The organism is Pseudodonghicola xiamenensis DSM 18339 (genome assembly GCF_000429365.1).
GTDB classification, from domain to species: Bacteria; Pseudomonadota; Alphaproteobacteria; order Rhodobacterales; family Rhodobacteraceae; genus Pseudodonghicola; species Pseudodonghicola xiamenensis.
The window spans coordinates 46,444-61,060 of sequence record NZ_AUBS01000004.1; the positions used below are offsets into that span (position 1 = coordinate 46,444).

Annotated in this window: 11 protein-coding genes; 7 read left to right on the forward strand and 4 right to left on the reverse strand. The window is 65.7% G+C overall.

The genetic code is table 11. The features are described 5' to 3' along the window. The first annotated feature begins 53 nt into the window (after window positions 1-53). Together G455_RS0106560 and G455_RS0106565 are read left to right on the forward strand one after the other, a co-directional pair. On the forward strand, window positions 54-878 hold the full coding sequence (locus G455_RS0106560; RefSeq protein WP_028092960.1) for a sulfite exporter TauE/SafE family protein: 825 nt from the start codon (window positions 54-56) through the stop codon (window positions 876-878). Further along, the gene (locus G455_RS0106565; protein ID WP_028092961.1) at window positions 872-1,663 is read left to right on the forward strand and encodes a hypothetical protein; all 792 of its coding nucleotides are present in this window, start codon (window positions 872-874) and stop codon (window positions 1,661-1,663) included. Before G455_RS0106560 ends, G455_RS0106565 begins: the two co-directional genes overlap by 7 nt. Before the next feature lie 61 nt (window positions 1,664-1,724). Here G455_RS0106565 and katG read toward each other — a convergent pair whose 3' ends face one another. Beyond that, on the reverse strand, window positions 1,725-3,899 hold the full coding sequence (gene katG, locus G455_RS0106570) for a catalase/peroxidase HPI (RefSeq protein ID WP_035366335.1): 2,175 nt from the start codon (window positions 3,897-3,899) through the stop codon (window positions 1,725-1,727). Between the two features lie 252 nt (window positions 3,900-4,151). Between katG and G455_RS23525 the strand changes: the two genes are divergently transcribed. Both G455_RS23525 and G455_RS0106580 read left to right on the forward strand, forming a co-directional pair. Next, window positions 4,152-5,111, forward strand: coding sequence for a hydrogen peroxide-inducible genes activator (locus tag G455_RS23525; RefSeq protein ID WP_051312244.1), 960 nt, complete (start codon window positions 4,152-4,154; stop codon window positions 5,109-5,111). 70 nt (window positions 5,112-5,181) lie between these two features. Next, complete coding sequence (locus tag G455_RS0106580) at window positions 5,182-6,369, forward strand: acetyl-CoA C-acyltransferase (RefSeq protein WP_028092963.1); 1,188 nt, start codon at window positions 5,182-5,184, stop codon at window positions 6,367-6,369. Window positions 6,370-6,424: 55 nt separating this feature from the next. Here the strand turns inward: G455_RS0106580 and G455_RS0106585 are convergent, their stop codons facing one another. After that, complete coding sequence (locus G455_RS0106585) at window positions 6,425-7,612, reverse strand: multidrug effflux MFS transporter (RefSeq protein WP_028092964.1); 1,188 nt, start codon at window positions 7,610-7,612, stop codon at window positions 6,425-6,427. A gap of 225 nt (window positions 7,613-7,837) precedes the next feature. Here G455_RS0106585 and G455_RS0106590 point away from each other — a divergent pair, with 225 nt between their 5' ends. The 3 genes from G455_RS0106590 (at window position 7,838) to G455_RS0106600 (ending at window position 12,327) form a co-directional block, all read left to right on the forward strand. Continuing rightward, window positions 7,838-8,635, forward strand: a complete 798-nt coding sequence (locus G455_RS0106590) for a helix-turn-helix transcriptional regulator (protein WP_028092965.1) — start codon at window positions 7,838-7,840, stop codon at window positions 8,633-8,635. 100 nt (window positions 8,636-8,735) lie between these two features. Continuing rightward, the gene (locus tag G455_RS0106595; RefSeq protein WP_028092966.1) at window positions 8,736-10,352 is read left to right on the forward strand and encodes an acyl-CoA carboxylase subunit beta; all 1,617 of its coding nucleotides are present in this window, start codon (window positions 8,736-8,738) and stop codon (window positions 10,350-10,352) included. Between the two features lie 19 nt (window positions 10,353-10,371). Next, entirely contained in the window at window positions 10,372-12,327 is a 1,956-nt protein-coding gene (locus tag G455_RS0106600; protein ID WP_028092967.1) for an acetyl/propionyl/methylcrotonyl-CoA carboxylase subunit alpha, read from the forward strand. Between the two features lie 22 nt (window positions 12,328-12,349). Here the strand turns inward: G455_RS0106600 and G455_RS0106605 are convergent, their stop codons facing one another. After that, complete coding sequence (locus tag G455_RS0106605; protein WP_028092968.1) at window positions 12,350-13,021, reverse strand: GntR family transcriptional regulator; 672 nt, start codon at window positions 13,019-13,021, stop codon at window positions 12,350-12,352. A 115-nt stretch (window positions 13,022-13,136) separates the two neighbouring features. After that, complete coding sequence (locus G455_RS0106610) at window positions 13,137-14,177, reverse strand: MBL fold metallo-hydrolase (protein WP_028092969.1); 1,041 nt, start codon at window positions 14,175-14,177, stop codon at window positions 13,137-13,139. Window positions 14,178-14,617 lie beyond the last annotated feature (440 nt).

Below are 14,617 nucleotides of genomic sequence, written 5' to 3' on the forward strand. Positions count from 1 at the left end.
TCTCGCCCTGCCGGGGTGTAAGTCGCCGGCAAAATCCCAATCGGAGAGAGCGAATGCCCGATACGATGTTGTTGTTGCAAATGCTGGTACTGCTGCTGGCGATTGGCGCGCTGGCCGGCGTTCTGGCCGGTCTTCTTGGCGTAGGGGGCGGGATCGTGTTGGTGCCCTCCTTCTTCTATGCGTTCCAGACGCTGGGGTATGGCGGGCCGCAACTGATGCAGGTCTGTCTGGCGACCTCGCTGGCGACGATCATCGTGACATCGACCCGATCGGTGCTCAGTCATAACCGCAAGGGGGCGGTCGATTGGGTGATCCTGCGCGGCTGGGGGCCGGGGATCGTCGTGGGCGCGGTGATCGGCGTTCTGGTCGCCTCGCAACTGAGGTCGAGCGCGCTGCAGGCGCTGTTCGGCGTTCTCGGCCTGCTGATCGGCCTCTACATGGCGCTGGGCAAAGCCGAATGGCGGCTGGGGGAGGAAATGCCCAAGGGCATCAAGCGCGCCGTTCTGTCGCCCTTCGTGGGCTTTCTGTCGGTGCTGATGGGGATCGGCGGCGGCAGCTTCGGTGTCCCGTTGATGAGCCTGCATGGAACCCCGATCCACCGTGCGGTTGCGACGGCAGCGGGCTTTGGCGTGATCATTGCGGTGCCCTCGGTGCTGGGCTTCATGCTCATGCCGGTCGATGCCGCGGCAAAACTGCCCTATTCGATCGGGGCGGTGAACATCCCGACCTTCCTGGTGGTGATCGCGATGACCACGCTGACCGCGCCCCTGGGCGTCAAGATCGCCCATGCGATGGATCCGAAGCCGTTGAAACGTGTCTTTGCGGTCTTTCTGATCTTCGTTGCGCTGAACATGCTGCGCAAGGCGATGGGGTGGTAAGCGATTTCTTCACCCGCGGTTGGGCCCGGTTCGGGCCCGATCCGCAGGTACGCCTGTGGGCCGATGTGGCCCTGAGGGTCGGGCGCGCAGCCCTGCGCGACCCGGCCTTTTCGCATTGGCACGTCTGTGGGGGCACCTGGTTCGTCGGGCTCGACGCCCTGCCCAACGATGCCGAGGGGCGGGTGGCGGGCTCGGGTCCGCTGACAGGGCCGGCGGTTGACTTCATCAAGGACCACCTCGGTGGCTTGCCGCCGCTCCACCGTGGCCAGCTGTCCACCGTCTTTCCCGGCTATCCCCGCCCGCGTGAGGGCGAGGGGGAGGGCGCCTTTCGCTATCGGCTCAGGAGCGACGCGGCGCATCTCGACGGGCTGAAGGCCGCGGGCCCGGATCGGCGCCGCCGGATCGACGAACCGCATGCCTTCATCCTGGGGCTGCCGCTGAGCGAGGCGGCACCTAATGCCGCCCCGCTGGTGGTCTGGGAGGGCAGTCACGAGATCCTGCGAGCCGCATTGAGCGAGGCCCTGGCGCCCCATGATCCGGCCGATTGGCCGAAGGTGGATGTGACCGAGGCCTATCAGGCGGCGCGCAAGCACATTTTCGAGACCTGCCCGAGGGTCCTCCTGCCGGCGCGTCCGGGAGAGGCGGTCCTGGTGCACCGCCTGCTATTGCACGGTGTCGCGCCCTGGTCCGAGGAGGGCGCGTCAGCGCCCGATGAGGGGCGGATGATCGCCTATTTCCGGCCGCTGATGCCCGGCGGCCTGGCAGAGTGGCTGCACGCGCGCTGAGTGGTAAAGGCAGGCGGCGCCCCCGGAGACCGAAGGCGCCGCGTTTCGGTTCAGTGCCGGATCACTTCAGGTCGAAGCGGTCGGCGTTCATCACCTTGGTCCAGGCGGCGGCGAAATCCTTGACGAACTTGCCGGCATTGTCGTCCTGGGCATAGACCTCGGCATAGGCGCGCAGGATCGAGTTCGAGCCGAACACCAGATCGACGCGGGTCGCGGTCCATTTCACCGCGCCGGTCTTGCGGTCGCGGATGTCATAGACACCGTTGCCGACCGATTTCCATTCGTTCGCCATATCGGTCAGATTGACGAAGAAATCGGGGGTCAGCGCGCCGACACGGTCGGTAAAGATCCCATGCGCGGTGCCGCCGTGGTTGGTGCCCATGGCGCGCATGCCGCCCATCAGCACCACCGTTTCCGGCGCGGTCAGCCCCATCAACTGGGCCCGATCCAGCAACAGCTCTTCCGGGCTGACGATGTAATCGGCCTTCAACCAGTTGCGGAAACCATCGGCAATCGGCTCCAGCGGCGCGAAGCTGTCGGCATCGGTCTGCGCGTCGCTCGCATCCCCGCGACCCGGGGCGAAGGGCAGGGTCAGATCGAAGCCTGCCGCCTTTGCCGCCTGTTCGACGCCGAGGTTGCCGGCCAGCACGATGGTGTCGGCGACGCTCGCGCCCACCTCTGCCGCCAGCGGCTCCAGCACCGCAAGGACGCGCGCCAGACGCTCGGGTTCGTTGCCGGCCCAGTCCTTTTGCGGCGCCAGCCGGATCCGCGCGCCGTTGGCCCCGCCCCGCATGTCCGATCCGCGATAGGTCCGCGCACTGTCCCAGGCGGTTGCGACCATGTCGGCAATCGACAGGCCCGAGGCAGCGATCTTGGATTTCAGCCCGCCGATGTCATAGTCGTTCGGGCCTTGCGGCACCGGATCCTGCCAGATCAGATCCTCGGCCGGCACGTCCGGGCCGACATAGCGCGCCTTCGGTCCCATGTCGCGGTGGGTCAGCTTGAACCAGGCGCGGGCGAAAGTGTCGCGGAAGTATTCCGGATCGGCCATGAACTTTTCGCAGATGGCGCGATAGGTCGGGTCCATCTTCATCGCCATGTCGGCATCCGTCATCATCGGATTGTGGCGCTTCGAGGGATCGGAGGCGTCGAGCGGCTTGTCCTCTTCCTTGATGTCCACCGGCTCCCACTGCCAGGCGCCGGCGGGGGATTTGCGCAGCTCCCACTCATGACCGAAGAGCATGTCGAAGAACCCCATGTCGAACTGGGTGGGATGGGTCGTCCAGGCGCCTTCCAGCCCCGAAGTCACGGCGTTCGCGGCCTTGCCCTTCTGGTTCGGATTGGCCCAGCCGAGGCCTTGAAGTTCCAGGTCCGCCCCTTCGGGATCGGCGCCGAGGGCTGCGGCATCGCCATTGCCGTGGGTCTTGCCGACGGTATGGCCACCGGCGGTCAGTGCCGCGGTTTCCTCGTCATTCATCGCCATGCGCGCGAAGGTCTCGCGCACCTGGGCGGCGGTCTTCAGCGGATCGGGCTTGCCGTTGACGCCCTCGGGGTTGACGTAGATCAGCCCCATCTGCACCGCGGCGAGCGGGTTTTCCATCGTCTCGGGCTTGCTGACGTCGGTATAGCGTTCGTCCGACGGCGCCAGCCATTCCTTTTCGGCCCCCCAATAGGTGTCGACCTCGGGCGCCCAGATGTCCTTGCGGCCAAAGCCGAAACCGAAGGTCTTCAGCCCCATGCTCTCATAGGCGATGGTGCCGGCGAGGATGATCAGATCGGCCCAGGAAATCGCGTTGCCGTATTTCTTCTTGACCGGCCACAGCAGCCGCCGCGCCTTGTCGAGGCTGACGTTGTCGGGCCAGGAATTGAGCGGTGCAAAGCGCTGGTTGCCGGTGCCGCCGCCGCCACGACCATCGGCGGTGCGATAACTGCCCGCCGCGTGCCAGGCCATGCGGATGAAGAGGCCGCCGTAATGGCCCCAGTCGGCCGGCCACCACTCCTGACTGTCGGTCATCAGCGCGTGCAGGTCTTTCTTCAGCGCCTCGACATCCAGCGTCTTGAGCGCCTCGCGATAATCGAAGTCCGGCCCCATCGGGTTGGTCTTGCGGTCGTGCTGATGCAGGATGTCGAGGTTCAGCGCATTCGGCCACCAGTCCATGACCGAGGCCTTCACCTCGGTATTGGCGCCGTGCATCACCGGGCATTTGCCCATCGGGGCTGCGTCGTTTCCGTCCATTTCGATCTCCAATCGTGGCGTTCAGTCGTTTCGAATGCTGCGGCAACGAGAAGGACACCCCCGGACACACGAAGACCCTCCCCTGACGGGGCTCGTGCCGGCCTGCGCTGCGACGGGGTTCCCGCCCTTGGTCGGCGCCTTGCGGTGCCGTCTCGGTCGGGATGTCATCCTCCTCCTCGTCTGGACCAAAGCTAACAGGAAAATATTATTGGATTAAGTTGTATAAATTGATTGTAATGATAGTTTTAAATTATGATGAATGTAACATTCCGCCAGTTGCGCTATTTCGAGGCGCTCGCCCAGCATGGGCATTTCGGTCGCGCCGCCGAGGCGGTGGCGATTTCCCAGCCGGCTTTGTCGGTCCAGATCAAGGAATTGGAGGAAACCCTCGGGGTAGCGTTGTTCGAGCGGGGGGCGCGTCAGGTGCGGCTCACCGGATTTGGCGAAATCTTCGCTGAACGGGTGCGCCAGATCCTGAGATCGGTCGATGAATTGGGTGATCTGGCCCGCGCGTCACGCGGATCGCTGTCGGGGCGGCTCAGGATCGGGGTGATTCCCACTGTTGCGCCCTATCTCTTGCCGCGCATCGTCGGCGATCTGGGTCGCGCCTATCCGGGGCTCGACATCCGGCTGCGCGAGACGATCACCCCCCGGTTGATCGAGGAACTGGCCGATGGGCGGCTCGATACCGCCATCGTGGCGCTGCCGGTGTCGGAACCCGGGCTGGAAGAGGTGGCGCTGTTCTCCGAGGATTTCGTCCTGGTCCGCCCGGGAGAGGACGCGGACAAGCCGGTGCCCAGCCGCGAGCGGTTGAGGGAAATGCGTCTGCTGCTGCTGGAGGAGGGGCATTGTTTCCGCGATCAGGCGCTGTCTTTCTGCGAGATGCAGGCGAACCGGCCGCGCGAAATCCTCGACGGCTCTTCACTGTCGACGCTGGTGCAGATGGTGGGGGCGGGGATCGGGGTGACCCTGATCCCCGAGATGGCCGTGGCGGTCGAGACCCGATCGGCCAATGTTTCGATCGCGCGCTTCGAGGGGGCGCAGCCCAGCCGCACCATCGGGATGATCTGGCGCAAGACAACGCCCCTGGCGCAGCAGTTGAGCGCGATCGCGGAGATCCTGCGCCAGTCCGGTGCGGAGCTGCGCCTTGCTGCGGGGGAGGCAGGACGCACCGTCATTCCCGCGGCTACTGGACAGGGGGCCCCGGCCTGAGGATGGTGGCGCCGGATGGCGGGCGGCGCGCCGGTGTCGCGCCGCTTTCGCGTTTCTGGAGGAGGATCATATGAGAGAAGCAGTCATCGTCAGCACTGCCCGCACGGGGATCGGCAAGGCCTATCGCGGCGCACTGAACGCCACCAAATCGCCGACGTTGGCCGGCCATGTGCTGAAGGCCGCTGTCGAGCGGGCCAAGATCGACCCGGCCGAGATCGAGGATGTGGTGATGGGCACGGTTCTGGCCGCTGGCACCGCCGGCATGAACTTGGCGCGCAACGCCTCTTTCGCCGCTGGTCTGCCGGTAACCGTTGCCGGCCAGACGATGGATCGTCAATGTGCTTCGGGCCTGATGGCGATTGCCACCGCTGCCAAGCAGGTGATGGTCGACGGCATGGATGTGGTTGCCGCCGGCGGGCAGGAAAATATCTCGGCGGTGCAGGACAAGTATACCGCCTGGGTGCAGGAAACCGTCGATCCCAACGTGTTGGCCCAGGCCAAGCATGCTTATATGCCGATGCTCTTCACGGCGGAAAATGTCGCCAAGGTCTATAACGTCAGCCGTGACGCGCAGGACGAATATGCGCTGATCTCGCAGCAGCGCACGGCGGCGGCCCAGGCAGCGGGCAAGTTCGATGACGAGATCGTGCCGTTTTCGACCACCATGATGGTCAAGGACAAGGCCACCGGCGAGATCAGCGAACAGCAGGTCACGCTGGACCGCGATGAGGGCAACCGCCCGAGCACCACGCTGGAGAGCCTGCAGGGGCTGAAACCGGTGATCGAGGGCGGCGTGATCACCGCCGGCAACGCCAGTCAGCTCTCGGACGGCGCCTCGGCCTGCGTGCTGATGGAGGCCAAGCTGGCCGAACAGCGCGGGCTGGAGCCGCTGGGCATCTATCGGGGCATGGCGGTGGCTGGCTGCGCGCCGGAGGAAATGGGGATCGGTCCGATCTATGCCATTCCGAAACTGCTGAAGCAGCACGGGCTGAAGGTCGACGATATCGGTCTTTGGGAGCTGAACGAGGCCTTCGCGGTGCAGGCGCTCTATTGCCGTGATCACCTGGGCATCGACCCGGAAATCTATAACGTCAACGGTGGCGGGATTTCCATCGGTCACCCCTATGGCATGACCGGTGCGCGTCTGGTCGGCCATGCGCTGATCGAAGGCAAGCGGCGCGGCGCCCGTTATGTCGTTGTCACCATGTGCATCGGCGGCGGCATGGGGGCTGCGGGTCTGTTTGAAGTGAACCTTTAAGATCCCAGCGCCTAGGTGCACTCATCGGCCCCCGCTTGCGCGGGGGCCTTTTCGTTCAGGCCAGTTGCCGGCCCGGTCGCGACAGCAGCGCCGACAGCCAGGCCAGGGCGGCGCAAAGCGCGATGGCCAGCACCATGCTGAGCGCGGTGTTCTCCAGAAACGCGCCGGTGACGGCGATCATCAGCCCGCCGGTCAGCATCTGCATCGTGCCGCCCAGCGAGGAGGCGAGCCCGGCGATATCCGGATGCGGATCGAGCGACATCACCGCCGCAGTCGGGATCACCAACCCGAGGCAGGCATTGCCCAGGAACAGGCCCACCATCACCACCGGCAGGCTTGCGCCGCCCAGCCAGGCCACCAGGCTGAGACACAACATGGCGGCCAGAAAGCCGCTGATCGCCAGCCAGATCACCCGGTCCATGCCGTATCGTTGGCATAGCTTGCCGGCGAACTGCGAGGCAGAGAAGAAGCCCACCGCATTGGCCGCGAAGGCGAGGGAGAAACCGGTGGGGCTGAGGCCGAATTCACGGGTGTAGACGAAGCTGGCGGTGGCCAGGAAGACAAAGAAGCTTGCCATGCCGAAGCCGCCGACCATGGTCAGCCCCATGAACTGGCGGTTGCCCAGCAACCGTCCCGCGCCGGAGATCATCGCCGACAGTCGTACCGGGCGGCGATCCGAGGGCGCGAGGGTTTCGGGAAGCGCGAACACCACCAGCGCCAGGCTGAGCAGCGTGGCGATCGAAAGCACCGCAAAGATCTCGCGCCAGCCGCCCCAGAGCATGATCAGCGATCCGGACATCGGTGCCAGCATCGGCGAGACCGAGATCACGATCATCACCGCCGCCATCATCCGCGCCGCCTCGGGGCCGGAAGCCTTGTCGCGGATCACCGCGCGCGGCACCGCCATCAGCGAGGCGGCGCCAAGCCCCTGGGCGCCGCGGGCGACGATCAGCCAGCGGATATCGGGGGCGAGCGCCGCCGCCACGGTGGCGGCCAGAAAGATCGTCAGCCCGATCAGCATCGGCCGCTTGCGGCCAAGGGCATCCGCCATTGGGCCATAGATCATCTGCGCGAAGCCGAACACGATGAAATAAGATGTCAAAGTCAGGGCCGCCCCGGCCTCGGTGGTGCCGAGATCGTCGGCCACCTGGGGCAGGGCGGGCAAATACATGTCGATGGCGAAAGGGCCGACCGCGGACAGAAGGCCCAGGATCAACGCCATGCGGAACAAGGGGTCACGCATCGGGGAACCTGTGGAGTTTTTCAAGATGTGGAAAGAGACGGCGCAGAATCGCACCAGGGATGATCACCGCCGCCGTGCGCCCTGTGTCGCAGGTCGTGCGCACGGGGACAAGCGCAAATTGTCGCAACCGGGCTCATCGGGAAATTGACCTTTGTCCGTGCTGCCGCAACACTGTCCTAGAGGAGAGCCGCCCGGGAGGGCAGGCAACAAGGGGGGAGGGGCCGCATGCGGCAATCCAGCGGCAAGCTGATGTTCGTCAATCGTGACCGGGTGTTCTATTTCGGCCTGCTGGGGGCTCGGATGAAACCGCGCCGGCCGGGGGGGATCACTCTTTATTTCGCAGCGGAGGGGGATATTCGCCTGCGTCTTGCGGGTGGCGCCTGGCAAAGCCTGCCCTGCTGTATCTTGCCGGCCTATTGCGCCCATCAGGTCGAAATCGACTGTGACGAGGTGTTCAGCCTGCTGTTCGAACCCGAACGGCTGACCATGGCAGAGCAGGCGTGGCTGCTGGAGTTTTGCGCCTCTCCCTCTGCAATGAGGACGGCGATGGCACGGATCCGGGCGGCCGCCTCCGGCCCGTTGTCCCAGGCCTGGGCGCGGGGCGGGCTTGACACCGCAGCCTTCGATCAGCTGCTGCTGGGGCGGGTGCTGGAAACGCGCCGGATCGACCCGAGGATCGAGCGGGCGCTGGCGCTGTTCGAAACCGATCTGGGCGAGGCCGAGCTTGCCGCCGATGCCTGTGCGCTACAGGCAGGATTGTCGACCTCGCGCTTTCTGCATCTGTTCAAGGAGGAAACCGGGGCGTCCTTTCGCAACATGCGGATGTGGAAACGCGCCCGTCGTTTCCTGCAGCACGCCGTCGAGGACAGCACTCTGACCGAGGTGGCGCTGGATCTGGGCTATCCCGATTCCAGTCACTTCAGCCATTCGATCCGCCGTACCTACGGGCTCAAGCCCCGGTCGATCCGCGAAGGATCGCGCGAATTGCAGGTGATCGGCGCGGGGCTGCGCCGGGCATCATAGCGCCCCGGCACAAGATCGCACACCGGGCCGCCGCTAGGGTGCCGGGGACGGGCGCGGGCCGATGGACCTGCGCCGCCCCGAACCCCGAAGCGGACAGAATATGGCACGGATAGACAGCGCAATTTCCCCAACTTCCGAAAGTTTCCAGACCAATCGCGCCGGCATGCTGGCGCTGCTGGCCGAGCTGGAACAGATCGAGGGGCGTACCCGCGCCGCCTCGGAACGCGCACGGGAGCGGTTCGAGAAACGCCATCAACTGTTGCCGCGCGACCGGGTGGCGCTGCTGCTCGATCCGGCGCGGCCGTTTATCGAACTGTCGAAACTGGCGGGCTTCGGCCTGGATCATCCGGATCCTGCGAAATCCGTGGCGGGCGGCGGGGTGATTGCCGGCATCGGGTATGTCGCCGGCATCCGCTGCATGATCAGCGCCTCGGACAGCGGCATCGCAGCGGGGGCGCTGCAACCGATGGGGTTGGAAAAGCAGCTCCGCGTGCAGGAGATCGCGCTGGAAAACAAGCTGCCCCTTATCCAACTGGTCGAAAGCGCCGGCGCCAATCTGATGGCCTATCGGGTGGAGGATTTCATTCACGGCGGCAGCATCTTCCGCAATCTGGCGCGCTTCTCGGCCGGAGGCCTGCCGGTGCTGACGGTGACGCATGGCAGCTCCACCGCCGGGGGCGCCTATCAGACCGGGCTGTCGGATTACATCATCATGGTGCGGGGGCGAACCCGGGCGTTTCTGGCCGGCCCGCCGCTGTTGAAGGCCGCCACCGGCGAGATCGCCAGCGAAGAAGACCTGGGCGGGGCAGAGATGCACACCGGTATTTCCGGCCTGGGCGACTATCTGGCCGAGGATGACCGCGAGGCCATCGGCCTGGCCCGCGCCATCCTGTCGAACATCGACTGGCTCGGCCCGGCAGAGGCGCCGCGCGATGTGGTGCCGCCGGCCTATGCCCCCGATGATCTGCTGGGCATCATGCCGATGGATCATCGTCACCCGGTCGACATGCGCGAGGTGATCGCGCGGATCGTCGACGGATCGGATTTCGTCGAGTTCGGCGAACGCTACGGCAGCGCCACGGTCTGCGGCACCGCACGGATCGGCGGCTGGCCGATCGGCATCCTGACGAACAACGGCCCGATCGACCCGAATGGCGCCGCCAAGGCCACCCATTTCATCCAGAGCTGCTGCCAGGCGGGCACGCCGCTTCTCTACCTCAACAATACCACTGGTTTCATGGTTGGCCGCAGCTATGAGGAGGCGGGGATCATCAAGCACGGATCGAAGATGATCCAGGCGGTGACCAATGCCACCGTGCCGCAATTCACCATCTATTGCGGCGCTTCCTTCGGGGCGGGGAACTATGGGATGTGCGGCCGCGGGTTCCATCCGCGGTTCTGCTTTTCCTGGCCCAATGCCCGCACCGCAGTGATGGGCGGCGAACAGGCCGCCGGCACCATGGCCGTGGTGCAGGAAGCCCGGGCCGCCCGGATGGGGGAGGAGGTCGACCAGGCCAGATTGGAGGCGATGAAGGCCAAGATCGTCGAGACCTTCAACAGCCAGATGGGGGCGACCCATACCTCGGCCCGGCTGCTGGACGACGGGGTGATCGACCCGCGCGATACCCGCGAGCTGCTGATCGAGCTGATGGCCATCACCCGGGACGAGGCCGCGCGCCAGCCCAATGCCATCCAGTTCGCCGTCGCGCGCGCCTGAGATCGGAGAGCTGAGAACCATGGACAAGAGCACCCCTTTCACCAAGCTGCTGGTCGCCAACCGCAGCGAGATTGCCCTGCGCGTCATGCGCACCGCCAAGGCGATGGGTTATGCCACCGTCGCGGTCTATTCCGAGGCTGATGCCGGGGCCGAACATCTGCGCGCCGCCGATCAGGCCATCTGCATCGGTGGCGCGGCGCCGTCGGAGTCCTATTTGCGGATCGACCGGATCATCGCGGCGGCGCGGGCCACCGGCGCTGACGCGATCCACCCGGGCTATGGGTTTCTGGCGGAAAACCCGGACTTCCCCGAGGCTTGCGCTGAGGCGGGCATCGTCTTTGTCGGCCCCTCTGCCGCGGCGATCCGGGCCATGGGGGACAAGGCCGGGGCCAAGGCGCTGATGATCGAGGCGGGCGTGCCTTGTGTGCCCGGCTATCAGGGCGCGGATCAGGCGGCGGAGAGGTTGCTGGCCGAGGCGCGGCGGATCGGTTTCCCGGTGATGATCAAGGCCACCGCCGGCGGCGGCGGGCGCGGCATGCGGCTGGTCGCACGGGAGGAGGAGTTCCCCGAGGCGCTGCGGTCGGCGACCTCCGAGGCGAAATCGGCCTTCGGCAGCGATGTGGTGTTGCTGGAAAAGGCGATCCTCAATCCCCGGCATGTGGAAATCCAGGTGATGGCGGATCGCCACGGCAATGCCATCCATCTGGGCGAACGCGACTGTTCGGTGCAGCGCCGTCACCAGAAGCTGATCGAAGAGGCGCCGTCACCCGCCGTCGATGTCGATCTGCGGGCGCGGATGGGGGCGGCCTCGCTCGCCGCCGTGCGGGCCATTGGGTACGAGGGGGCGGGGACGTTCGAATATCTGCTCGATGCCTCCGGCGCGTTCTATTTCATGGAAATGAACACGCGGTTGCAGGTCGAACACCCGGTGACCGAGGCGATCACCGGCCTCGATCTGGTGGCGCTGCAATTGCGCGTCGCCGCCGGCGAGGCGCTGCCGTTGCGGCAGGAGGATGTCACTTTCTCCGGTCACGCGATCGAGGTGCGGCTTTGCGCCGAGGACCCGCAGGCCGGCTTCATGCCGCAAAGCGGGGCGATGGCGCGCTGGGCGCCGGCGCCGGGCATTCGCGCCGATCACGCGCTGAGGGATGGGGCCCCGGTGCCGCAGTTCTACGATTCGATGATCGCCAAGCTGATCGCCCATGGTCCGGATCGCGAGGCGGCGCGGCGGCGTCTGATTGCCGGGCTGGAGGGGACGGTGGCGCTGGGGCTGCGCAGCAATCAGGACTTTCTGACGGCTTGCCTGGTTCAATCGTCGTTTCAAGAAGGGGCTGCAACTACGGGATTCATTGAGGAAAATCGTGATGACCTCTTGCCGGAAACCGATCCTGCTGAGGCGCGCGCCGCAATGATCCTGGCGGCGTTGCTGCGCGCAGGTCCCAGGACCGGGCTCGCCCATAGTTTCCCGACACCGCTGCGGCTTGAGCGCAATGGCACCCTCTATGACCCGCAGGTGCGGGCGTTGAAGGCGGGGGCCTGCCACGTCACCATGACCGGTCAGGAGTCGCTGGAGCTGACCGTTCTTTGCCGCGACCGGCACGCGGCGCTGATCGAATGCGACGGCATCCGCGAAGAGGTGGCGCTGCTGTCCGAGGCGGCCACCCCGGCGCTGCGGTTTGGCGGGCGCAGCTTCGATTTCCGCGATCTCAGCTTTGTGCCGACGGTGCAGGGGGCGGCACAGGGCGACGGCCGCGTGCGGGCGACGATGAACGGATCGGTGGTCTCGGTCGATGTGGCGGTGGGGGACCGGGTCGAAGCCGGGCAGAAGGTTCTGGTGCTGGAGGCGATGAAGATGGAGCATAGCCACACTGCCGCAGTTTCGGGCACGGTGTCGGCGGTCCACATCGCGGCCGGCGCGCAGGTGACAGCCCATGCGGTGGTGATCGAGATCGCCCCGGAGGCTGCCCCGGCCTGAGTCCGGGGTGCGCCTTTCCAGATCACTCGGGGAAATGCGGCAGCAGATAGGAGGCGGTCATCTGCACATAGGCACGGGCGGTCTTTTCGGCCTTGGCGCTGTCACCGCCCAGGATCGCCTGCGTCATCTTGCGATAGCCTTCCACGCGGTCCTTCACCGGCACCGCCAGACGGTTGCGGATCAGATGAACTTGCAGTCGGGGCAGTAGGCTGGCGATTTCGGGATTGCGGCTGATTTCGATCAGCGCGCGGAAATAGCGGTCACGGCGGCGGATGAATTCGAAACGGTCGCTCAGATCCTCATGGGAGGCGATGGCGTCGAAATGCGCCTGCAGTTTTTCGCGCGCGCCCGGCGCGTCGATATGTTGTGCCGCTTGCCGTGCGGCGAGGCCCAGCACCACCTCCATGATGGCAAAGTTGTTTTCGGCATCGCGGCGGGTCATCCGCCGGATGCTGGAGCCGCGATAGGGGTGGGACACGACGATACCGTCTGCCGTCAGTTGCTTGAGCGCCTCGCGCACAGTGCTGCGGCTGACCGAATACTGTTGCATCAGGTCGGGTTCGACCAGCCGCTGGCCGGCGACATAGCGCCCCTCGTAGAGGCCGCGGACAATGTCGCGCACGATCACGGTCGAGGAACTGATCGCACCGTCGCCCTTGCTGCCGCCCTCTGTGCCGCCCTGCGTCTTGTTCATAACCTGGTTTCGCGCCCTCTGGATGATCTTGCGGATATCCGTTCTAGAAGGATTGACGGCATTCGGCCAGACAGCTTGCGAAACAGGGTTCCGCACCGTGGGATTTCTGCACGGATCATGGTGCGGCCAGCCGGCGGTGGCCGGCGGTATCGATTTGCCAGACCAATTCTCCATCGGCGGCGAGGGAATTCATATGGGCCAGAACCTCGCTGAAGGCGAAGCTCATCTCATGCGGGCTCAGTGTCTGGGGGAACATCACCGGCAGCAGATCGGCCGCCGAAACCGGGCGCATCGCCGCCTCGTCGCGGATCTGATCACAACGATAGCCATGATGCGCGATCAACTCGCGGCAACGTTGATGCAGGCCGACGAACGGCAGCCGATGGCCGGCGAGCACCAGCGCATCCTCGGGGATATCCCGGATCAACCGCTGCAGCGAGCCGATGAAATCGCCCAAGGGATTGCCGTCCGGCTCGAAGGCCATGACCGAGATGTTCGGGCTGATCTTCTCGATCACCTGATCGGCGGCGAGCAGGATGTTGTCCTCGGCCGCGTAGAACATGAGCTGTTCGGGGCAATGGCCATCGCCTGACAGGATATCGAAGTGCCGCGCGCCGGCCTGCAGCCTGTCGCCGGCGCTGAGCCGGCGGTAGGTGAAGGGCGGTTTCGACAACATTCGCATGTATTGATGCCCCTGCACGCTGACGAGAGCGGCGAGTTCGTCGCTCATCCCGTGGCTGATGAAGAAATCGCTATAGGCGCTGGCGGCAAGGAGTTCGGGGGAATTGAAAAATGTGGTGGTCGACAGGAAGCCGGTGCGGCTGGTCAACAGCGGGATGTTCAGGGTTTCGCATAGCCAGCCGGCCAGCCCGATATGATCGGGGTGGTGATGGGTGACGATCAGCCCGGCGATCCTTTCGCCCCGCATCGCGCCCGACAGCATGGTGCGCCAGGCTTCGCGGGTTTCGGAATTGTCGATGCCGGTGTCGACGATCAGCCAGCCGTCATCGGTCTGGAGGAAATAGACATTCACGTGATCGAGCCGGAAGGGCAGCGCGAAGCGGGCCCAGAGCAGGCCGGGGGCGATCTGGATGAGCTCTCCCGGTGCGGGGGGCGCGTCGAAAGGGTGGTCGAGTGGGGCGCTGCTGGGGGACATTGGTCTTGCTTCCTTTGGGTCCGGCCATGGTGGGGCAGCCTGGCTGTCCGCGCAACAGTGTCGGGCGTGGTGTGGAGGCCGATGCGGGTAGGCGACGGAACGTCAGGACAGGACAGCGCTGGCTGTGGGAAGGGCGCGGCCCGGCGCGCTGCGCCGTGGGGCGCAAGATATGTGGCGGGACCACCGCAAACGTGCGGTGTGATTCCCGAGGACCTGTATATACAGGTGGGCGCCAGGTAATCAGGCCAGGACCTGAACAGAGCCAGCCCCCTCGGAAATGTTTAAGGCCGCCGGAATGCTACCAATCACAGGAAGGGCAGAACCCGCCACGCCGCAGAGGTAGGGCGCCGGACCGGTCTGCGCAAGGGGGAACCGTCATTTCCCGACCCCGACGGTGGCAGGGGGCTCTGCCCCCGTCTCCTGCGGAGCCTCCCCCGGGA